This window comes from Ruegeria sp. YTSC192, from assembly GCF_059609705.1.
This window is the reverse complement of the sequence record NZ_JBXWMG010000001.1, coordinates 116,605-138,075: the sequence shown is the minus strand read 5'-3', so window position 1 is coordinate 138,075 and position 21,471 is coordinate 116,605. Positions and strand designations below refer to the sequence as shown.

The 21,471-nt window shown below is 58.8% G+C and carries 20 protein-coding genes; 11 read left to right on the top strand and 9 right to left on the bottom strand.

What is annotated here, in order from left to right; genetic code table 11:
• Window positions 1-93 precede the first annotated feature (93 nt).
• A complete protein-coding gene (locus AC2FD8_RS00660) occupies window positions 94-1,614 on the bottom strand; it encodes a DUF2125 domain-containing protein (RefSeq protein ID WP_496853833.1) in 1,521 nt (506 codons plus the stop codon).
• Between the two features lie 138 nt (window positions 1,615-1,752).
• Between AC2FD8_RS00660 and AC2FD8_RS00655 the strand changes: the two genes are divergently transcribed.
• From AC2FD8_RS00655 to AC2FD8_RS00645, 3 genes are read left to right on the top strand one after another with little or no spacing between them, the layout of a single operon-like run.
• A complete protein-coding gene (locus AC2FD8_RS00655) occupies window positions 1,753-2,496 on the top strand; it encodes an SDR family oxidoreductase (protein ID WP_496853835.1) in 744 nt (247 codons plus the stop codon).
• A complete protein-coding gene (locus tag AC2FD8_RS00650; protein ID WP_496853837.1) occupies window positions 2,493-3,101 on the top strand; it encodes an enoyl-CoA hydratase/isomerase family protein in 609 nt (202 codons plus the stop codon). Before AC2FD8_RS00655 ends, AC2FD8_RS00650 begins: the two co-directional genes overlap by 4 nt.
• Window positions 3,098-3,835 carry a VOC family protein gene (locus tag AC2FD8_RS00645; RefSeq protein ID WP_496853839.1) on the top strand — a complete coding sequence of 246 codons (738 nt, stop codon included), beginning with the start codon at window positions 3,098-3,100 and terminating at the stop codon, window positions 3,833-3,835. The genes AC2FD8_RS00650 and AC2FD8_RS00645 overlap by 4 nt, the downstream gene beginning before the upstream one ends.
• Here AC2FD8_RS00645 and AC2FD8_RS00640 read toward each other — a convergent pair whose 3' ends face one another.
• The gene (locus tag AC2FD8_RS00640) at window positions 3,836-4,132 is read right to left on the bottom strand and encodes an HNH endonuclease (protein WP_496853841.1); all 297 of its coding nucleotides are present in this window, start codon (window positions 4,130-4,132) and stop codon (window positions 3,836-3,838) included.
• A gap of 46 nt (window positions 4,133-4,178) precedes the next feature.
• Here AC2FD8_RS00640 and AC2FD8_RS00635 point away from each other — a divergent pair, with 46 nt between their 5' ends.
• Window positions 4,179-5,357 carry a TIGR03862 family flavoprotein gene (locus AC2FD8_RS00635; RefSeq protein WP_496853843.1) on the top strand — a complete coding sequence of 393 codons (1,179 nt, stop codon included), beginning with the start codon at window positions 4,179-4,181 and terminating at the stop codon, window positions 5,355-5,357.
• Here the strand turns inward: AC2FD8_RS00635 and holA are convergent.
• From holA to AC2FD8_RS00615, 4 genes are all read right to left on the bottom strand, one after another.
• The gene (gene holA / locus AC2FD8_RS00630) at window positions 5,354-6,382 is read right to left on the bottom strand and encodes a DNA polymerase III subunit delta (protein ID WP_496853845.1); all 1,029 of its coding nucleotides are present in this window, start codon (window positions 6,380-6,382) and stop codon (window positions 5,354-5,356) included. The two genes, AC2FD8_RS00635 and holA, sit on opposite strands and share 4 nt — an antisense overlap.
• Window positions 6,379-6,882: an LPS assembly lipoprotein LptE gene (gene lptE, locus AC2FD8_RS00625; RefSeq protein WP_496853847.1), complete on the bottom strand. Its 504-nt coding sequence runs from the start codon at window positions 6,880-6,882 to the stop codon at window positions 6,379-6,381. Before lptE ends, holA begins: the two co-directional genes overlap by 4 nt.
• Window positions 6,869-9,421, bottom strand: a complete 2,553-nt coding sequence (gene leuS, locus AC2FD8_RS00620) for a leucine--tRNA ligase (RefSeq protein WP_496853849.1) — start codon at window positions 9,419-9,421, stop codon at window positions 6,869-6,871. The genes lptE and leuS overlap by 14 nt, the downstream gene beginning before the upstream one ends.
• Before the next feature lie 73 nt (window positions 9,422-9,494).
• On the bottom strand, window positions 9,495-9,983 hold the full coding sequence (locus tag AC2FD8_RS00615; RefSeq protein ID WP_496853851.1) for a DUF3576 domain-containing protein: 489 nt from the start codon (window positions 9,981-9,983) through the stop codon (window positions 9,495-9,497).
• Window positions 9,984-10,265: 282 nt separating this feature from the next.
• Between AC2FD8_RS00615 and AC2FD8_RS00610 the strand changes: the two genes are divergently transcribed.
• Both AC2FD8_RS00610 and AC2FD8_RS00605 read left to right on the top strand, forming a co-directional pair.
• A complete protein-coding gene (locus AC2FD8_RS00610) occupies window positions 10,266-11,339 on the top strand; it encodes a porin (protein WP_496853853.1) in 1,074 nt (357 codons plus the stop codon).
• 116 nt (window positions 11,340-11,455) lie between these two features.
• Window positions 11,456-12,115: a YggS family pyridoxal phosphate-dependent enzyme gene (locus AC2FD8_RS00605; RefSeq protein WP_496853855.1), complete on the top strand. Its 660-nt coding sequence runs from the start codon at window positions 11,456-11,458 to the stop codon at window positions 12,113-12,115.
• Here AC2FD8_RS00605 and AC2FD8_RS00600 read toward each other — a convergent pair.
• Both AC2FD8_RS00600 and ribA read right to left on the bottom strand, forming a co-directional pair.
• A complete protein-coding gene (locus tag AC2FD8_RS00600) occupies window positions 12,099-12,599 on the bottom strand; it encodes a L,D-transpeptidase family protein (RefSeq protein WP_496853857.1) in 501 nt (166 codons plus the stop codon). The two genes, AC2FD8_RS00605 and AC2FD8_RS00600, sit on opposite strands and share 17 nt — an antisense overlap.
• Window positions 12,596-13,690 carry a GTP cyclohydrolase II gene (gene ribA / locus AC2FD8_RS00595; RefSeq protein ID WP_496853859.1) on the bottom strand — a complete coding sequence of 365 codons (1,095 nt, stop codon included), beginning with the start codon at window positions 13,688-13,690 and terminating at the stop codon, window positions 12,596-12,598. The genes AC2FD8_RS00600 and ribA overlap by 4 nt, the downstream gene beginning before the upstream one ends.
• A gap of 162 nt (window positions 13,691-13,852) precedes the next feature.
• Here ribA and AC2FD8_RS00590 point away from each other — a divergent pair, with 162 nt between their 5' ends.
• Complete coding sequence (locus tag AC2FD8_RS00590) at window positions 13,853-14,539, top strand: response regulator transcription factor (protein ID WP_170533404.1); 687 nt, start codon at window positions 13,853-13,855, stop codon at window positions 14,537-14,539.
• Between the two features lie 506 nt (window positions 14,540-15,045).
• Here AC2FD8_RS00590 and AC2FD8_RS00585 read toward each other — a convergent pair.
• A complete protein-coding gene (locus tag AC2FD8_RS00585; protein WP_496853861.1) occupies window positions 15,046-16,005 on the bottom strand; it encodes a LysR family transcriptional regulator in 960 nt (319 codons plus the stop codon).
• Between the two features lie 128 nt (window positions 16,006-16,133).
• Between AC2FD8_RS00585 and AC2FD8_RS00580 the strand changes: the two genes are divergently transcribed.
• The 4 genes from AC2FD8_RS00580 (at window position 16,134) to AC2FD8_RS00565 (ending at window position 21,447) form a co-directional block, all read left to right on the top strand.
• Entirely contained in the window at window positions 16,134-17,141 is a 1,008-nt protein-coding gene (locus AC2FD8_RS00580; protein ID WP_496853863.1) for a TAXI family TRAP transporter solute-binding subunit, read from the top strand.
• A gap of 80 nt (window positions 17,142-17,221) precedes the next feature.
• A complete protein-coding gene (locus AC2FD8_RS00575; protein ID WP_496853865.1) occupies window positions 17,222-19,435 on the top strand; it encodes a TRAP transporter permease in 2,214 nt (737 codons plus the stop codon).
• Window positions 19,436-19,439: 4 nt separating this feature from the next.
• Complete coding sequence (locus tag AC2FD8_RS00570) at window positions 19,440-20,678, top strand: NAD(P)/FAD-dependent oxidoreductase (protein ID WP_496853867.1); 1,239 nt, start codon at window positions 19,440-19,442, stop codon at window positions 20,676-20,678.
• 28 nt (window positions 20,679-20,706) lie between these two features.
• A complete protein-coding gene (locus AC2FD8_RS00565; protein WP_496853869.1) occupies window positions 20,707-21,447 on the top strand; it encodes an aspartate/glutamate racemase family protein in 741 nt (246 codons plus the stop codon).
• Window positions 21,448-21,471: the final 24 nt, after the last annotated feature.

The following is a 21,471-nucleotide window of genomic DNA, read 5'->3' as shown; positions in this document are numbered from 1 at the left end:
GTTGCCAAGGACCTAGCCTTGCACCGCGCCTCTCGCAAGACCCTGACGGTATTGTGTGGGAGGGCCGATCACCTGCGGCCCTCCCGGATCGTATTACTTGATGCGTTGACCATTGGCCAGAATCTGACCGTCTTCCGAGAATTCGATTTTCGAATTCAGCGTGTCGGGTTCATCGCCCGGAACGGCCATCATGCCCATCATCATCCGCGCGCCCAATGCGTCGCTGTCGGACATCAGGCCCATGTTGATCAGTTTGTCGATCAGTGCGTTGGCTCCGACCAGCTGCAGGTTTGCAACGCCAGCGGGAACAGGCATACCGAATTGGTCGATGTTTTCGTTGTCGAAGGTGAAATCACCATCCCCGGTCAAGCGCGCCCCGACCATCGAGATCAGCAATTCGTTGATTGTCAGCGCATGCAACTCGGCTGGGACTGCGCCTTCTTCTTCCAGCGCAGCAGCCTGTTCCGGATCGAAGATGTTCAGCAGGACTTTCGCCGTGCCGGTGGTGTCCAGCGCGATGGTGGCCGGATCGCGCGGCAGGTTGCCCGCCGGGTCAAAAATGCTCCAGAGGATATCGGACATGGTGAAATCGGTCAGGTTCAGGCCAAAGGCAAAGGGCGCGGCCTCATCCGATTCCTGCACCGGGATGTCCAGGTTCAGGCCTGCCTTCGCCATTGCAATCTCGATCGGGAAGGGCAGGTCACCGGTGGTCACTGCCAGTTTCGCGTCATTCTGTTCAAGGTCATAGGCCACACGTTCGCCATCTACGCTGGCCTCAAGTCGGCCACCTTGAGACGAGCTTGCCATGGTGAATTGCTCACCTTCGCTGACGCCGCTGATGTCCGTCTTGCCCGAGCCATAGGCGATCATGCCGGAAAAGGCGAACCCGGCTTCATAGAGTGCCTGCGGATCGGCCAGATCAAACCCGGTGGGCAGGACACTGTCGCCGCTGGATGTCAGATCGTTCAGAGCCCCGTCAATCAACCCCGATTCCCCGGTTTCAGGGTCTTTGAAGCTGAACTTATAGGCCATTTGGGCAGCGTCGAGGGTCTGCGTGATCTCGCGACTGTCGCCGATCAGCATGCGCGATGTGCCAGCCATATCCTTAAATTCGATACCACCTTCCAGCGCGTCTTCGGGTATCGGCTCGTCGCCGCCCTCGATCGAATCCAGCACAATCCCAAGGGCCGCCGCCGAGTAGTCATAGGTCATGTCGGAAGGATCACCTGACACAACCATTTCCAGATCTGTCTGGCTATAGGTCATGTTTACTGTGAACTCTTCATCTTCGACGCCGCCCGAAATGACCATCGGAAAGCTGTCGGGGAAGCCGATATTGACGGTGCTATCGTCGTTTTCGGTCAATGTGACCTCGGGCATGGTCATCTGGAACTGGCCTTCCTCTTCGGGGAAGTCCATGGACAGGGTCATATCGTTGATGGTCATGACATCGCCAGCACTACTGGATTCGCCTTCAACCGTGTAACCTACGGACCGGAAATACTCTTGCCAGTCGTTCCAGACGTCATTTGCGGTCAGGTCCGCAAATGCACCCTGGGTTGCGACGGCATAGGCCAGTGCGGCGCCACAGCTGCGGCGGAAAAAAACAGACATAAGGTAACCCTTCTTGATCAATTTGCGCGCATGGTCGGGGTTGTGGCAGGCATCGTCAAGGGGCAAGGGCTGGACCCTTTCCCCGTTTCCGCGTTACGCCTGTAGCCAAAGGTCAGCCCAACACGTGAGGAGCGTTAGATGCAGGGGAAAACAGTACTCATAACAGGGGCCAGCCGCGGAATCGGTGCCGAGGCCGCGCGCGTGTTTGCCGCAGCCGGGGCGAATGTGGCGCTGGTGGCCCGCAGTCGGGATCAGATTGATGCGCTTGCCGCAGAATTGGGGGGCAATGCAATTGCTCTGGCCTGCGACGTCAGCGATTTCGCGCAGGTCGAACAGGCCGTCGCCGATTGCGTCGCGCGTTTCGGAGGGCTGGACGTTCTGATCGGCAATGCCGGTGTGATCGAGCCGATCTTTCACCTGTCGAACGCCGATGTCAGCGCCTGGAGTCAGGCCATTGATATCAACCTCAAGGGTGTTTTCTACGGGATGCGTGCTGCTTTGCCAGTGATGCGGGCCGTAGGCGGTGGAACGATTCTTACTGTTTCGTCAGGTGCCGCCTCGAACGCGATTGAGGCGTGGAGCCATTATTGCACCTCGAAAGCGGGTGCGAAGATGCTGACGGAATGTCTGCATCTGGAAGAAGCCCACAACGGTATTCGTGCCATGGGCCTGTCGCCGGGCACTGTGGCAACCGATATGCAGCGCGTCATCAAGGCCAGTGGCATCAACCCCGTCAGCCAGCTGGACTGGGATGTTCACATCCCGGCGGACTGGCCCGCACGGGCGTTGCTGTGGATGTGTTCCCAGGATGCTGATGAATATCTGGGGGCCGAGATCTCCCTGCGCCAAGAGGACATTCGCCAAAGGATCGGCCTGTCGTGATTGAATTGACCAAGGAAGACGGGTTGTGGACCGTCACGATCAACAATCCGGGCAAGGCCAACGCACTGACCGGCGCGATGCTGACCGAGTTGGCCGAAATCGCCGAAGCCGCAACCGCGGCCCGCGCCCTGATCCTGACCGGCGCGGGTAAAGTCTTCAGCGCCGGTGCTGATCTGGAGGAAGCCCGCGCAGGACTTGCAACATCGGGCGTCTGGGAGCGGTTGTCGGGTGCAATCGCGTCACTGCCATGCCTGACCGTTGCGGCATTAAACGGAACGCTGGCGGGCGGTGCAAACGGTATGGCCTTGGCCTGCGACCTTCGTATCGCGGTGCCTTCGGCCAAGTTCTTCTATCCGGTGATGAAGCTGGGTTTTCTACCGCAACCCTCGGACCCCAAGCGCATGGCCGCATTGATCGGACCGGCGCGCACCAAGCTGATTCTGATGTCGGGCCAGAAGGTCTCGGCTGAGGAGGCTTATGCGTTCGGACTGGTGGATCGTATCGTCACGCCGGACGATCTGATGCCGACAGCGCGTGAGCTGGTTGCCGATAGCCTCGCGGCCAAACCAGAGATCGCAGCCGGAATAGCAGAGCTATGCCCATGAGGGTGTCCGCAGTCAGGCTGCGCGTCGCTGATCCAGCTCGTCTGGCCGGGTTCTATCGGGATGTTTTGGGCATGTCGGTGCAGGAAATCGGCGAATCCCGGCGTGTAGGATATGCGGGTCAGGACGCTGATCTGCTGTTGCTACCGGGGGGCAGGGGGTATTCCCACGATCAGGGGCATCGATATTGGAAGATCGGGATCACTTTGCCCGATGTCGATCTGGCCACCGAGGCGCTGCGGACCAAAGGCTATGCCGTCAGCGAGCCGCGTCAGTTCCTCGATATCGGGTATATGGCGCATCTCAGCGACCCCGAAGGCTTTGCGATCGAACTTTTGCAGCACGATTTTGAAGGCAACCGCCCGGAAAATGCAGCCTTCCCTGCGGCCCCGTTCGCGGCGGCACGGATCGGTCAGATCACTCTGCGCACAGGGGATATCGCCGCCGAGGATACGTTCTGCCGTGCGCAGGGTATGAAACTGTTGTCGATGCAGGACGTGGCGGCCTATGGGTTTGACCTGCATTTCTATGCCTTCACGGATGAGTCTCCGCCCGATCCTGACCTTTGGGCGGTCGAGAATCGCGAATGGCTTTGGAAACGCCCCTATACGACGCTCGAGTTCCAGCATGTGCAAGGGGCCCAATTCGCGCCTGTTCCCGACTATCAGGGGATCGAGGTCGAGGGGCTGCCCGCCGCGCTTTCGGATGCCTTTGGCGATCCGGTTTTGCCTAGCTGATCAGCGCCCGCGCCGTTTGCCCGGAACTTTCGAACGGAAGCCGGGCGGGCGTTTGCGTACCCAATTCAGGAATTTTTCAAGCCGTGGATGGGCGCGTAGGGCCTCGACTGTGTTGAAACTGCGCGCCAACTCGGCCTCGGACAGGGTTGCGTGGACCTCTTTGTGGCAGATCTGGTGCAGCAGAACGGTCGGTCCGCCCTTGCCTCCTTTGAGTTTTGGGATCAGATGATGCAGGCTGCCGCCGCCATCGGGAATGGGGCGGTCGCAAAGCGGGCAGATCGGATTGCTGTTCGTCATGGTTGGGAATGATGCGCCTGCGGGCGGCGAAGGCAAGAGGGTGAGCATGGCGCAGGCAGTGGTGATCGGGGCGGGACCGGCCGGGTTGATGGCGGCCGAGCAGCTTGCCCTTGCCGGTCACTCGGTTCTGGTGGCCGAGGCCAAGCCCTCGGTTGCGCGCAAGTTCCTGATGGCCGGCAAGTCGGGTCTGAACCTGACCAAGGAAGAACCCCTTGAGACCCTGATTCAATCCTATGATGAAGCCGCCGACTGGCTTCACCCGATGCTGGCCGAGTTCGACGCGCAGGCCGTGCAGGACTGGGCGCGCGAATTGGGGCAAGAGCTTTTCACCGGTTCAACGGGCCGCGTTTTTCCAACCGTCATGAAAGCCTCACCCTTGCTGCGCGCATGGCTGGCGCGTCTTTCGGATCGTGGTGTCGAGATCAGAACCCGCTGGCGGTGGACCGGGCGGGAGGGTGACGCGCTGGTTTTTGACACTCCGGATGGTTCGCAACGGCTGCAGCCTGACGCAACTGTGCTTGCCATGGGCGGGGCCAGCTGGGCGCGATTGGGCTCGGACGGGGCCTGGGCGCAATGGCTGGCAGAGAAAGGCGTGCAGCTTGCGCCGTTTGCACCTGCAAACGCGGGGCTTTTGATCGACTGGTCGGACCATATGACCGCGCATTTCGGCGCGCCAATCAAAGGGGTCGCGCTGCAAGCTGGAACCCTGCGCGCACGGGGCGAGGCGGTGATCTCGGTGCGCGGGTTGGAAGGCGGGGGTATCTACTCCATCTGCAAGCCGGTGCGAGAGGGGGCGCCTCTGACGATCGACCTGATGCCTGACCTGTCGACCTCGGAAGTAGTGCAGCGTCTGGCAAAACCGCGTGGCAAGATGAGCCTGTCCAATCACCTGCGCAAAGCTCTGAAACTGGGGCAAGTGCGAACCGCGTTGCTGATGGAGTTCGCCCGTCCCCTTCCAGACGCGCCCGAAGACATGGCCGCGCTGATCAAAGCCCTGCCCATCCGCCACGCAGGATTGCGCCCGATGGATGAGGCAATCTCGACCGCAGGAGGCATCACACGCGCTGCCTTGACCGACAGATTGATGCTAACCGCGATGCCCGGTTTTTTCTGCGCCGGTGAGATGTTGGATTGGGAGGCACCCACTGGCGGCTACCTTCTCACAGCCTGTCTGGCGACGGGGCGTTGGGCTGGGCGGGCTGCAGGCGACTGGCTGAACCGCTAGCGCGACCGGGCCAGCATCGCCAGCCGGATCATCGCGCGCTCGACCAAGGCCATCGCGGGGGCCGTTTGCCCGGCCGACCGCAGCGACAGGTCAGTATCCGTCAGCACGGTCAGCGCCGTCTGCAGCTTTGGCGCACCCCAACCCTGAGCCTGTCGCAAGATACGGTCGCGTCGTTTGCCATAGACGGGCGGGCGCAGCTTGCCGATCCCTTGCGCCGCCCCGCCCGGATCAGATGCGCAGGCGTAAAGCGTCCGGAAATGCCGGGTCGCCCCAATACACAGCGTCACCCCGTTGGTGCCCTGTGCCTGCAGGCGACGGATCAGCGGCCCGATCTCTCCGGCACGGCCGTCAGCGACCACGTTCAATACATCATCCAGCGCCGCCTCGGTCGAGCGGGGCGCGCAGGCATCAATATCTTCTAGGCTGAGTTCGCTCTCGTCGCCGCGTTTATACAGCGACAGCTTCTCAACTGTCTGGGTAAAGTCTCCGGGGCTGAGGCTGACCGCCAACTCTCCCAGCGCCGACATCGCGTCGCGTGGGATGTTCTGCAATCCGGCCTGTGTCAGAATCCGTTCGACCTCGGCCCGAGAGGGCGGGTCGTCATAGATGCCCACCGCATAGGCTGCCGGATGCGATTCGAAGGCCTTGCGGATTTTCGAACTGGCTTTCAGTTGGCCCGCCGTCACGATGATCTGAGCATCACCAGGGGCCCAATCTTCTAGCGCGGCTAGGACCGAAGGGGCGGCGGTTTCGGTTGCTTCTTCCACGAATACCGCGCGGGGGCCGGGGAAAAACCCGACCGCTTTGACCGCATCCAGCAGCAGGGCAGGGTCGCCGCGCAGATCGCTACCGGGCATCCGGGTCAGACGCATTTCTTCTTCGGCGTTTGCCCCAAGCATTGCGGTCAGCACCTGCTGACGTTTCAAAGCCACGCGCATGGTGTCGGCACCGTAGATCAGCAACCCGGTTTTGTCCGCGTCCGGTCTGGCAAAATACCCGTCAGCCTCGCGCGGGCTCAACTTCATGAGGTCAAGCCCGGCGTCGCATAGAGGCGATTGACGATCTGGTCGGACAGAATCACCATCAGGCGTTCCTTGGCGTCGCGCTCATCCGCCAGGGTCGACACGGTTGAACCTGCCGCTGAAAAGCCTACGAAATCCGTGACTTCGCCCGAGGCCAGTATCTGCCCGGTTTCATTCGATTTAAGCGTGTATTCCGCACGCCCGTCGATGGATGACCGGTTGGTTTCGTTGGTGGTTGTGATCGCGGCGGCCTGGGTGATTGTCGAAACACTTACATCCAGACGGTAAGCATTGCCTGAGGTCGCGCTGCGCCCCAGCTTTTGTTCGAGGTTCTGAACAAGCAGGAAACTGTCGACCGTATTCGGGGCCGACACCTCAACCTTGCCAAAGAGTTCCGAACCTGCCCCGCCGGGCGCATAGATCGGTTCAAATCCGCAGGCAGCCCCAAGAAAACAGACAGCCAGCGGGGCAATTAACAAAGTTCTGCGGTTATACAACGACATTCACGATCCGGCCCGGGACAACAATCACCTTTTTCGGCGCGGCTCCCTCCAACGCCTTTTGCACAGCTTCGGTGCTGAGCGCGATTTTTTCAACCTCATCCTTGGGCATGTCCTTGGGAACGCTGATTTCCGCGCGGCGTTTGCCGTTGATCTGGATCGGCAGGGTGACGGTGTCATCGACCAGCATCGCCTCATCCGCGACCGGCCATGCAGCCGTTGCCACCAGACCATCACCGCCCAGCATCTGCCAGAGTTCCTCGGACAGGTGCGGGGTCATGGGTGACATCAGCTGCGCCAGCGTCTTGGCCGCTTCGCGTTTGGCGTCGGTTCCCGCTTTCGACTTCGCCAGAGTGTTGGTGAAGGCATAGAGCTTGGCGATGGATGCGTTGAAGCCAAAGGATTCGACACCGCCTGACACGTCATGGATCGCTTTGTGCATCTCGCGCAGTAGGGTTTCGTCTTCACCATTGGCCGGAACGTCCGACTCGGCGATCTCGGAGGCGATGCGATGTACACGGCTAAGGTGCTTGAACGCGGCCTCAGCGCCAGAGGCTGTCCACTCCACATCCCGCTCGGGCGGCGAATCGGACAGTACGAACCAACGTGCAGTGTCCGCACCGAAGGCCGAGATGATGCTGACCGGGTCCACAACGTTTTTCTTGGATTTCGACATCTTGGCCGAGGGGATGATCTCAACCTCGGTGCCGTCGGCCAGTTTGCCGTCGGTCACATCCTCGGGCAAGTGATAGACCGGGCGGTCATTGGCGTCGCGTGTTTGATAGATCTCATGCGTCACCATGCCTTGGGTGAACAGCGCATTGAACGGCTCAATGGCTTTTTGGGGCAGGTGTCCGGTGATCTGCATCGCGCGGGCAAAGAACCGGGAATAGAGCAAGTGCAGAATCGCATGCTCGATACCGCCGATATACTGGTCGACATTCATCCAGTACTCGGCCTCGGCCAGATCAGTCGGCGTTTCGGCGCGTGGGGCGGTGAAACGCGCGTAGTACCAGGACGAATCGACAAACGTGTCCATCGTATCGGTTTCACGCTTGGCCGGTGCGCCGCAGGACGGGCAGGGCGTATCCCGCCAGTTCGGGTGACGGTCCAGCGGATTGCCGGGGATCGAGAAGTCGATAGCTTTGCCGTTGCCGTCATCATAGGGCAGTTCGATCGGCAGATTCTCTTGCTTCTCGGGGACCGTGCCGCATTTCTCGCAGTGGACGACGGGAATCGGACAACCCCAATAGCGCTGGCGGCTCAGACCCCAGTCGCGCAGACGGAATTTGGTGACACCTTCGCCCCAACCCGCCTTTTCGGCAAAGTCGACGGTGGCGTTGATGGCCTCTTCGCCGGTTGCCTCGGTCAGGCCCGCGAAATGGTTCACCCAGCGGACTTTTTCGGTCTTGGGCGGAACGAAAGCGACTTTGTCGACCGGAGAATCATCGTCCAAAGCAAAGAACGTATCAACCACCGGCAGGCCGTATTTGCGGCAGAAATCCAGATCGCGCTGGTCATGGGCCGGGCAGGCGAAGATCGCGCCGGTGCCATAATCCATCAGGATGAAATTGGCGATCCAGACCGGCAGTTCCCAATTCGGGTCCAGCGGGTGCTTGACCTTGATGCCGGTGTCATAGCCCAGCTTCTCGGCGGTCTCGATCGCTTCTTCGGTGGTGCCGCCCTTGCGGCATTCGGCAACAAATTCAGCGACTTCGGGGTTCTCAGCCTCAAGCTGTTTGGCAATCGGATGGTCCGGAGATATCCCGACGAAAGAGGCCCCCAGCAGCGTATCGGGCCGGGTCGTGTAGACGGTGATCGGCTCACCACCATCTGTGCGCTCAAAGCCAAACTGCAGACCGCGCGACTTGCCGATCCAGTTCTCCTGCATCAGGCGGACCTTGGCGGGCCAGTTGTCCAGCGTATCCAGCGCGTCCAGCAGTTCCTCGGAGTAGTCGGAAATCTTGAAGAACCACTGCGTCAGCTCACGCCGTTCCACCAAAGCGCCCGAACGCCAACCGCGCCCGTTTTCGACCTGCTCGTTGGCCAGAACGGTCATATCGACCGGGTCCCAGTTCACTACGGCGTTCTTGCGATAGACCAGCCCGGCCTCGAGCATATCAAGGAACAATGCCTGCTGCTGGCCGTAATATTCCGGGTCACAGGTGGCGAATTCACGCGACCAGTCAATCGACAGGCCCAGAGGCTTCATCTGACCGCGCATGTCGGCGATATTGCCATAGGTCCAGTCCTTGGGATGGCCGCCAATCGCCATCGCGGCGTTTTCTGCCGGCATCCCGAACGCGTCCCATCCCATCGGGTGCAGGACGTTGTGGCCGGTCGCCAGCTTGTGTCGCGCGATCACGTCGCCCATCGTGTAATTGCGCACATGCCCCATATGGATTCGGCCAGACGGGTAGGGGAACATCTCAAGCACGTAGTATTTCGGCTTGTCCGCCTTGCGACTGGCGGTGAAGATCCCGGCCTTGTCCCAGGCCTCTTGCCATTTTGCTTCGATTTCACTGGCCGAGTAGCGCGACATCATGCGGTCCTTCGTAACTGAAAACGCCGGGTAGGAACCCGGCGTGGTCTTTAGAGCGATTTTGATCGGGTTGCTAGAACTTGTTGTCTGCAATCCGTAGCTGTCTTGCACGCGAGAGGATCGCATCCTCAACCGCGCGGGTGGTTGCGGCACTGACCGGAGAGCCCCCGCTGGATTGCAGCGCAACCGAAAGGGAACGCGCGGCAAGCGCCGGGTCACTTATATGCACGGTGGCGCGATACTGCCGCCCACCGCCTGGGGGGGTGCCGTACCCCGTTACGATCACACCGGTAAAGGGATCAACCTCTTGCACGGGCAGGAAATTCAGAACATCCAGTGACGCCGCCCAAAGGTAACGGTTCACATTGGTGGTCTGCTCGGCATTGTTAGGGCCGAAAATATCCCAGATGGTCGTGCGTTCCGGATCGTTCAGCTCGCGCTCATCGGTGCGCGTGCTGTTAGAGCTAAGCAGATCCGGGTTGGTGACGGTGCTGCGATTCTGTCCGCACGCTGCAAGAGTGGCAGTCAGAAAGATCAAACCCAAAGTTGTCGGCAAACGCATCGTCGATCGGTCCTGTTTCGCTGGTATTGCGGTCTTTGGAAGCTACTCCTAGCCAAGGACCCTGTGCGCAACAAGCCTATTCTTATCAAATCCCGGTATATCGGCGTGACAGGGCGGTGATCACGACTGTGGCATCCTTGCACCAATCCAACCTCAATGCGGGCCGAGTGTTTAGGCCAAGCTTGCGTAAAGGGGGGGAAAAGAGCGAAACGATGTCCGTGCTGAGACATATGCCTTGCATGTGTCGAGTAGATAAAACTTTTTGAAACCGAGGGAAACAAGATGAAAAAAGTTCTCTTCGCAACTACGGCGCTGGTAGCGACCGCAGGCGTTGCAGCAGCTGAAGTTAACTTCAGCGGTTATGGCCGTTTCGGTCTGGGCTACTACGAAGATCGTGAGCAAAGCCAAACCTTCACCGGCCCTGGCGCAGATGGCGTAAACGGCACTGCCGATGACGTTCGTTCGGCAGGCACTGTTGACACAGACAACACCATTCTGGTCTCGCGCTTCCGTCTGAACATCGACGGTATCGCAGAAACCGATGGCGGCGTTCGCTTTGAAGGTCGTGTTCGTCTGCAAGCCGACGATGACGCCCAAGGCGAAGCTGGTCAGGCTCAGCTGAGCGGCGCACGCTTCTCGGTCATCTACGGTGGTCTGCGTGTAGACGCCGGCAACATCTCCGGTTCGTTTGACAACCTTGCAAACTACTACGGCTACGAAGTTGGTCTGGAAACATTCCTGGGTCAGTATTCGGGTGTGAACTATAGCTTTGCTTCGTTCTCGTCGACCGGTCCGGGCGTGAACGGCGTCTTCTTCCAGTACGCTGTAGGCGACTTCGCATTCGGTGCGTCGTATGACCAAGCTGCAACCACTTCGGTAACCAGCGCACCTGGTACTGCGGCTCCTGCTGATCCTGCTGCTGCAGTAATCACCAGCACCGACGCAGACCGTTGGGACATCAGCGCGACCTACACCTTCAACAACATCACAGCTGCTCTGGCCTACGGTCAGACCGACGGTGGTTCGGGTTCCGACCCAAGCCTGACCGTTCTGACCCTGGGTGGTGAGTTTGGTGACTTCGCAGGTACCATCTTCGTAGCAGACGATGCCACCGAAGTAGACGCCACAGACGGCACTGCATACGGTCTGTCGCTGGCCTACAACCTGGGCGCTGCGACCACCATCCAGTTCGTCTACGGTGACGGTAACGCAGACGGCGATACCCGTAACATCGGTATCGGTGCTCACTACGACCTGGGCGGCGGTGTATCGCTGCGCGGTGGTATCGGTGAGATCAAAGAAGGTGACGCAGACGGCCGTATCCGCGCCGACTTCGGTGCCCAGTTCAACTTCTAAGTTGATCTGAACCACACGGTTCTAGGGCGGGTCTTCGGACCCGCCCTTTTCTTTTGCGCCGACTTGGTGTTTGTCTCGCTGCAAACCAGAATTTGAGGCCAGATTTGAGGTTCCCCATGTCGCTGTCAGAGATTTCCGCCCGTATCACAAAAGCCGAAGCCAAAGCCGGGCGGACTGCCGGGGCGGTGAAGCTGATCGCCGTGTCCAAAGTGCAGCCAAATGAGCGCGTGCAGGATGTTTTGGAGCAGGGCCACCGGTGCTTTGGCGAGAATCGCGTGCAGGAAGCGGCCGGAAAATGGCCTGCGTTCAAGGAACAATTCGATGGCATCGATTTACACCTGATCGGCCCATTGCAAACCAACAAAGCCCGTCAGGCGATGGAGCTTTGCAACGCAATCCACTCGGTCGATCGTCCGAAACTGGCAAATACTCTGGCGCGATTGGCGCAGGAGCTGGGGTCCTGCCCGGACCTGTTCATTCAGGTCAATACGGGGGAAGAGGATCAGAAGGCTGGTATCCTCCCAACTGATGCGGATGGGTTCATTGCAGAATGCCGGGCGCTGGATCTGCCCGTTCGCGGTCTGATGTGCATCCCCCCGGTCGAGGAAGAACCCGCGCTGCATTTTGCCTTGCTGGCAAAGATTGCCGCCCGTAACAGCCTTGAGGGTCTATCGATGGGCATGAGTGGCGATTTTGAACAGGCGATAGCGCTGGGGGCCACCCATGTGCGTGTCGGATCGGCCATCTTTGGTGAACGGGTCAGGCCTCAGGAATGATCAGGCGGGTGCCGGGCGTGATCCGCTCGGCGATCCAGCGCAGGTGGTCGCGGCGGAAGGCGACACAACCCTCGGTCGGGTAACCCGGTCGCCGCCATTGATGCAGAAAGATGGCAGAGCCTTTGCCCGCCACCGCATTCGGCCAGTTCCAATCGGTCAGCAGCACCAGATCATACAAAGGGTCCGCGCGGCAGAGCCGTTCATGGCTGAACGGATAGGGGCTGGTGACCAGTTGGTTGTAGCGGCTGTCTGTCGAATCGTCCGACCACAGGTCTTGCGGACCGATCGGGATGGCCCATGACGCCGGAGCCGAAATCCGATCCGCGCGGTAGAGCATGCCGACAATGCGATGAACACCGACCGGCGTGGCGCCATCGCCCTCGCGTTTGGCGGTGCTCCGCCCGCCTTTCCCGATTGAGCAGGGAAAGGACCGTCCCCGGAACCGAATACCCCGTGGGGTCAGCACCAAATCCGCCGGTGTCACAGCAAATGCCCGGATTTCGCGGCCTTGGTCTCAAGATATCCGCGGTTATGCGCGGTTTCCCCGACCTTTAGCGGAACCCTCTCGGCGACGGCGATCCCAGTGCGCTCCATCATGGAGATCTTCGCGGGATTGTTGGTCAGCAACCGGACCGAGCTGAAGCCCAGCGATTTCAGAATATCTGACCCGAGGCGGAAGTCGCGCTCATCATCTTCAAACCCAAGGCGGTGGTTGGCCTCGACCGTGTCAAAGCCCTGATCCTGCAGGAAATAAGCGCGCATCTTGTTGGCGAGCCCGATTCCGCGCCCTTCCTGGTTCAGATAGAGCAATACTCCGGCGCCCTCGGTTCCCATCTGGGCCAGTGCGCCACGCAATTGGGGGCCACAGTCGCATTTCAGGCTGCCCATGATGTCACCGGTAAAACACGCGGAATGAAGCCGCGCCAAGACGGGTTTGCTGCGATCCGGTCGTCCGATCTCGACCGCATAATGCTCTTCCCCACCGTCTTCAGGGCGGAAAACGTGCAGCCGCCCGGCCTCGGACACTTCCATCGGTAAGCGCGCGGCGACAACCGGGTGCAATGCGCTGCGATCCGCCAGATGCGGCGCGGCCCGGGTGTGATCTATGCAGGTCAACCCGTGGGTCGCCACAAAACCGCGGCCATCTTTGACCGGCAGCACCACGGTGGCGGGCAGCAATCGGGCCGATTTGGCCAACGCGATTGCAATACGGTGCAGATTGGCGTTGCCCTGCCTTTCGGTCATCAGGGGGCCTTTCATCGGCGCATTCAGGTCGTCCGAAGGGTCGGCCACGGCTTGCACCCAGGCCATATCCACATCCGCGGGAATCAACACACGCGCCAGATCACCATCGTAAGCACGTGCTTTCAGCGTCTCTGCCCGCCGCCCGGTGATGGCCACCACAGGTGTCCCACCCAAGCTGCGCAGATCGGCCAGTCGCTGGGGCGTGATCGTCTCGGCCGAGATGGCCAGTACGCTGCCGCCATTGTCATCCACCAGCACGATTGGCACGCCCATCCGCAGGTCAGCCCGCGCGCGCGCCAGCAATTCGGTGATATCGGGGATGAGACTCATCTATGTTACCCTATAACGTTCGCCCCTTTTCCTACCGCTTTCGGCTGGAATTGTGAAACATTTCCGCTGCGTCTGACACGAAGGCGTGAGACGGTTGCAGTAAATCTTGTTGATTGCTTATTCCACGCGCAAGTGATGGGAAAGGCTTTGGAGGACTCAAGAATGGCTCAGCTCAAAAAAATCCTGTTGGTGGATGATGACGAGGACCTGCGCGAGGCGCTCAGCGAGCAACTTGTGATGACCGAGGATTTCGACGTGTTCGAAGCCTCTGACGGAGCATCCGCAATGGAGCGCGCGCGCGAAGCGATCTATGACCTCGTGATTCTGGATGTGGGTCTTCCCGACACGGACGGTCGCGAGCTGTGCCGCCTGATGCGCAAGCAGGGCGTCAAAAGCCCGATCCTGATGCTGACGGGCCATGACAGCGATGCCGACACGATCCTGGGTCTTGATGCCGGTGCCAATGACTATGTCTCCAAGCCGTTCAAATTTCCGGTTCTGTTGGCCCGGATTCGCGCCCAATTGCGCCAGCATGAACAGTCCGAAGACGCCGTATTTGTGCTTGGTCCCTACACGTTCAAGCCCGCAATGAAGATGTTGATCACCGAGGAAGACCGGAAAATTCGTCTGACCGAGAAGGAAACCAACATCCTCAAGTTCCTCTACCGTTCGACTGATGGTGTGGTGGCGCGCGATGTGCTGCTGCATGAGGTCTGGGGCTATAACGCAGGTGTTACGACCCACACGCTAGAGACGCACATCTACCGCCTGCGTCAGAAGATCGAGCCTGATCCGTCAAATGCTCGCCTTTTGGTCACAGAGTCGGGTGGATATCGACTGGTATCTTGATCGCCTATGGATTGATTTGGATCAAAGTGATACTCTGAAGTCATAATTAGGTTACTCCCATCCCGTGCATGTCCGGGTAATGACATGTACCTCCCTGTTGGACTGCCGGGCCTGATGGCCCGGCTTTTTTTCATTGAGCGCGTTCGCATTCACTCATTCCTGAGTTGTGGGCTGCCTATTGCCACACACTCAGAAAAAGCGTGGTTCACTCGGCAAAGTGCATCTTTTGAAGCAGAACTCACAACAAATGTGAACCTTGACCTCAAATCGCGGACTTTTCAGCGGAGCAGGTCAGGCCCCTTGAATAACCCCTGATCCGCCTGCTCGTCACAGTTTTTGATGCCACCACAAGGGTACAGGCATCATGAACTCTGGGTATCTGGATGACCTCGCAAGTGAGCCTAAAGTACAAAACACCTTCCATGCCCAATCTCAAACGGAAACCGAACCAGAGCCTCGGTTACGAAACGCCTCAGCATTCCGAAAAACTCTGACAACGGACGCTGCTAGCCACCCGCTTTATCAATCCCCACGACATCAGGTTTGGCTTTCACCTCGTCTAACATCTTAATAACTTCGGCTTTCCAACCCGCTTTGATCTTCAAAGCCAATTGAGACGGTGGTCGGTGGTCTGGCTCAAGGATTGCATATTCGTATCTGAGCGGTTTTTCGAACGGTAAGAACGCGACCTTCCCGTTAGACAGATTCAGTTCTTGTTCAGTGGCAACGGTCAGCGGGTCCACGATCGAATAGCATTGTCCCGAACTCACAAAGGGTATCAAAGGCAGAAAGTATTGACAGGTCACCGTTGGATTGTAGTTGGCGGATACATCCTGAAACTCTTGCTGAATTTTGCGCTGGAACGGATGCGTGGCATGCAATCCTCCCATGGGAGCCCCGTCGAGATCGGAAATGGACACGGTCTTCCGCGAGGCGAGCGTGCTGTCACGATCAACGGCGCAAAAACAATCTGCCCGGATCAGCTCTGTTGAATACTGAGGCTCTTTCCCGGTCGAATGTTCGAAGTCTGCGAAGCCGAAATCAATATTCTGTGTGCCCGCAAGCTCCATGATCTGGGGTGAACTGCGCGTAGACAGGGTAATGCGAATATCCGGGTTCTCCCCGACAGATTGGCTGATAAAGCGCGGAAACAGAAAGGCCGAAGGACCCGGCATCGTGGCAATGTTCAAGCTGCCGGAGTGACCTTTGATCAACCCTTCCATCGTGCTGGAAATCGCAGCAAGACGGTCAAGAATGCCCGTCGTTTCTGCCAACAGGTAATGCGCCTCTGGTACGGGTACCAGTCGCCTGCCTTTACGCTCGAACAGTGTCAGGCCAAGGCTGTTTTCCAGGTTTTTCAAAGCCAAACTGATCGCCGGTTGCGTACGGTTGAGCTTTCTGGCCGTTTGAGAGATGGACCCGGTTTCCATCACTTCGCGAAATACTGTGAGCTGCGTTAGATTCATGGATTGACTATAAGTAATACTTTAGTTTTGTGAAATATAACAAATTTGCATTAATGCTAATTGTCTTTACGATTTTGGGATCGAGGTTCGGTCAAACCGAATCCCACGAACCAACAACGGAGACGACGATGAAACTAGTGAAATGCCTGACTGGTCTGGCTTTGGCTGGCGCACTGGCCGCACCTGCGCTGGCGCAGGATCCGACATTTTTCCGCATTGGCACAGGTGGTGCCGGTGGAACCTATTTCCCCATTGGCGGTACCATCGCAAACGGAATTTCTGCTCCTCCGGGCTCGCGCCCGTGTGAAGAGGGTGGCCAATGCGGCGTACCGGGGCTGATCGCAATCGCGCAATCCACCACCGCTTCGGTCTTCAACAACGCCGCTGTTCAAAACGGAGAGCTTGAGGCCGGGCTGGCTGCTGCCGACGTTACCCGTTCGATGTATCTGGGTGAGGGCAAGTTTGAAGGCAAACCCCACCCAAATCTTCGCATCGTGGCCAACTTGTTCCCGGAAGACCTGCATTTGGTTCTGCCTGCCGGCGAGACGATCAACGATCTGAGCGATCTGGAAGGCAAACGTGTCGGAATCGCGCAAGCCGGTTCCGGTACGCAGGTTGCCGTGTTGCAGATGCTGGATGCTTGGGGCGTCAACCGGGACAATATGGATGAGGCCGAGCTGAACAACAGCCAAAGCGCCGAGCGTCTGGCTGATGGTCAGTTGGATGCCTATTTCTATGCTGCAGGCTGGCCGGTTGCGGCGATGGTGCAGCTGTCCTCGACCAAAGGCATGAACTTGCATTCCTTCAGTGATGACGATCTGGCCAAGATCAACGAGATCATTCCGGCCTATATTCCTTCGGCCATTCCGGGCGGCGTCTATGAAGGCATTGACGGGGAAACCAATACCCCTGCGGTCAGCGCGATGCTGGTGGTGTCCTCGGAACTGTCCGACGAACTGGTATATGGCCTGACCAAGGCCCTGTGGAACGACAACACCCGCAAGCTGCTGGACAATGGTCACGCCAAGGGCAAGCAGATCACTGCGGACACGGCGCTGGACGGTGTCGAGGCACTGGGCGTTCCGCTGCATCCGGGTGCCGAGAAGTTCTACAAAGAAGCTGGCCTGCTTCAGTAACCATACCTTACTGACACTTGCCGTCGGTGCCCCCGCGGGGGGCACCGTACTCTGGATTTATGCGAAATCGGGGGGCCATCATGTCCGAGACCCAGAAACTTGATGACCACGAACTGACGGCCGAGGAGCTTGCGGCCATCGAGGAACAGTTTGACGAAGGTGCCGCCGTCCGGCAGGTCACGCCCGCCGCAGGCAAGGTTCTGCGCGTCGTTGCCCTGATCTTAGCATTTTACGAATTCTTTACCGCCGGATTCGGCCTGCCTGCCGATCACTGGCATATGGGCATCTATCTGGCCCTGCTGTTCATTCTGGTCTACGCGACCATTCCGATTGTAGGGGCCAAAAGCCTCTATGCCCTCAAGGTCAGCCGGTTCCGGATTGGCAACATCCCCCTTTACGATCTGGTCTTCATGGCCCTGGGCATCGTTGCCGCGCTCTATGTCGGCTTTGCCTGGCGCGGTGTCCCGTTTCTGGGGATTGAGGAGCAGACCTTCCGCATGGGCAACCCCAACGGGTATGATGTCTTGCTTGGGGTGATCATCATCCTGCTGGTGCTGGACATCGCCCGCCGCACGCTGGGCTGGGTGCTGCCGCTGATCATTTGTGTGTTCATCTCATATGCACTGCTTGGGCCGTATTTCCCCGGACTACTGCAGCATCCCGGTGTGAATTTCAAAACCTTCGTGTCATCGATGTATTTCCCGCAGGAAGGCATCTATGGCGTCACGCTTTGGGTGGTTTCGACCATCGTGTTCCATTTCGTCCTGTTTGGCGTGATCGCGCAGCGTACCGGATTGGGACAGTTGTTCATCGACAACGCAACGATTTTGGCGGGCCGTTACACTGGCGGTCCGGCAAAAGTGTCGGTGGTATCCTCGGCGTTTTTCGGCACGATCTCGGGCTCTTCGGTGGCCAACACCGTATCAACCGGCGCGCTGACAATTCCCAACATGAAGCGCCTTGGATACCCCGGCCATTTTGCGGGCGGGGTCGAAGCGGCTTCGTCAGCCGGTGGCCAGATCACCCCGCCAATCATGGGGGCAGCCGCCTTCATCATGGCCGAGTTCCTTGAGGTTCCCTATACCACTATCGTCATCGCCGCGATCTTCCCGGCGCTCCTGCACTATGTTGGCGTTTTTGCCGTGGTGCATCTGATGGCGCGCAAGCTGAACCTGAAAGGTCTGGCGAAAGAGCAACTGCCGCAGCTCAAGGCCGTCTGGGCCGAAGGTTGGGCCAATATCGTGCCGCTGATCGGCTTGTTGGTCGTGCTGTTCACCGGTTACACGCCGTTCATGTCCGCCTTCTGCGGCATATCGCTGGCGGTAATCGCGGGCATGTCGCGCATCAAGCAACCGCCAACGCTGATCTATGCGGCGGCATTTCTGGCCTTTGTCCTGTGGAAGTTCTCGAATGGCGGGTTTGACCTGACCATGACGTCGATCCTGTGCGGCCTGACGGTGATCGCCACCCTGAACCCACAGAAACGGATCGAAGTGCCCGAGATGCTGCAGGCGGTCGAACTGGGTGTGAAATACTCGCTGGCCGTAGGGGCTGCTGCTGCCGCAGTCGGCATCGTGGTCGGGGTGATCAACACAACGGGCATCGGTTTCCGCATCGGTTTCATGGTGACGCAAGGTGCAGGCAATCTGGCCTCGGATCTGTACAACATGATCTCGTTCGGCAATTTCCAGCTGTTTGCGATGGAAGACCTGCAGTTGTTTATCTCACTGGTCTTCATCGCGATTGTCTGCATTCTGATGGGTGCGGGCATCCCGACCACCGCGCTTTATATCATGCTGGTCTCGGTCGCGCAGCCTGCGCTGGCGCAGTTGGGTGTTCCGCCCATCGCAAGCCACCTGTTCGTGCTGTACTACGGTGTGGTATCCGAGATCACACCGCCGGTCTGCACGTCCGCCTATGCGGCGGCGGCCATCGCGAACTCGAACCCTTTCAGAACCGGACTTTCCGCGTTCACTCTTGGGTTGGGTAAAGTCATCGCACCAATGGCCTTCGTCTATGCTCCGGTTCTGCTGTTTGTGTCCTCAACCGGGTTTGATCTATGGGAGTTCACATACACCGCAACCAGCTGTATCGCCGGTGTCATAGCCCTGTCTGCAGCCGTAGTCGGTTACTGGCTGAAGCCGATGAATATCGCGTCGCGTGTTCTGATGGCAATCGCCGGAGTGATCTTCGTCGCACCAAGCCTGACGGCTGACCTCGTTGCACTTGCCGTGGCATCACCAGTCATCATCACCCAGTTGATCGCGCGAAATCGCAGCCGGTTGCCGGCCTGATACGATGACAGAGCAAGTCACTATCATCGGCGCTGGGATAGTCGGCATTTGTTGTGCACTGTCTCTGCAAGAACGGGGCATACCGGTTCGTCTGGTTGACCGGGGTGACCCTGGGCAAGAAACATCGTTTGGCAATGCGGGTGTCGTGTCGCCCTGGTCGATCATTCCGCAAGCAGTTCCAGGCATTTGGAAGAAACTTCCCCAGATGCTGCTGGACCCGAAAAGCGCCTTGTCGGTCCGGGCGTCATTCTGGCCGCAGATGATCCCCTGGGGGATTCGCTTTTTAGGCAAATCCGGCGAAAAATCAGTGCGCGAAGTGTCAGATGCAATGGAGGTTTTGTGCCGCCCGTCTATTGATCTGTATCGTCGTCATCTACAAGGCACTGGGCACGAAGACCTGATCACCGACAGCTACTATATCCATGCGTTTCGGAATCCGGACGAGGCCGACCTGAACGGGCTTGGCTACCTGATCCGTCGCGAAAAAGGCGGTGAATTAGAGCGTGTGAACGGCGCCGAACTGCGACGCCTGGAACCCGCATTGTCAGAGCAGTTCAAAGCGGCGATTGTGATCAAAGGGCAGGCACGCGCGACGTCTCCGGGACGTTTGAGTGCTGTTTTGGCCGAAAAAGCACGCGCTCAAGGCGCCGAATTTGTCCGAGCAGAAGTCCGTAAATTGTTCCGCGCTGAGGATGGTTCCTGGCAAGTTTCCACGTCGAAAGAGACGTTGAACGCGCATCATGTCATCCTTGCCGCCGGAGTGTGGTCTGCAGACCTGCTAAGACCTCTCGGGCTGCAGGTTCCGCTCGTCGCGGAACGTGGCTACCACGTCGAATTTCCCAGCCCGTCTGCTTTGCTGAACAACTCGATCATGGATGTGGATGCAAAGGTCGTCGCAAGCTCGATGGAGGACGGCCTGCGGGTCGCTGGCACGGCAGAGTTCGGCAGCGTCGATGCCCCGGCCGATCCGCGAAAAGAAAAGATACTCGTAGACCAGGCCAGGTCATTGGTGCCTGACCTCAATACCAACGGGGCGCGGTTCTGGATGGGGCGCCGCCCCTCGTTTCCCGACAGTTTGCCTGCGATTGGGCCGGTTGACGGTAAAGACGGCTTGTACGCGGCGTTCGGGCATTCTCACTATGGTCTGATGATGGCGCCGAAAACCGGAGAGCTTGTGGCAGATATAGTGACTGATCGCAGTCCGAATATCAGCCTGAGTGCGTTCTCACTGGCCCGTTTCTAGATCTCCAACTCGAAAGGATCCAAAGACCATGCCAATCTACGAAGGCGGCCAGAATATCTGCGGTGCTTCGATCGGAGTGTTGTGCCTTGAAAGCTACTTTCCGAAACCTCCGGGGCATATCAAAAACCCATCCAGTCTGCCATTTCCGGTGCTGTACGAGATGATCGACGGTGTTACCGTCCCGACCTTGCTGAACAATCCGTCGCCTGAATTGCTCGCTCCATTCATTGAGGGCGCGCAACGGCTTGAGGCAGAGGGCGTCCGGGCCATCACAGGAAGCTGTGGCTTTCTGGCCTTGTTTCAAAAGGAATTGGCGGCAGCCGTTTCTGTGCCAGTCTTTGCTTCGAGTCTTGTCCAGGTGCCATTGGCATTTCACATGACCGGGGCAACCGCGCCGGTGGGTGTTCTGACGGCCGATGCGTCGGCGCTGACGCCGAGACACTTCGAAGGCGTTGGAGCGGCTGGTATTCCCGTTGCAGTGCAGGGTCTGGAGGACACCAGCGAATTCGCTGAAGTGATCTTGCGGAATGCACGAACCCGCATGGACACAGATCTGATCGAGGCCGAAGTACTTGATGCGGCACGACGACTTAAGCGTCAAACACCGGAAATCAGGTCGCTGGTTTTGGAGTGTACTGATTTGCCGCCATATGCCGCGCGCCTTCAGCAGGAACTGCAGCTTCCGGTCTTCGATTTGACGACACTGGCGCAGATGGCGCATACCGTTGCGACGCGCGAAACCTATCCCGGCATCATGCCTTGGAGATAAGGTTTCCGCAGTATTGCACGGGAT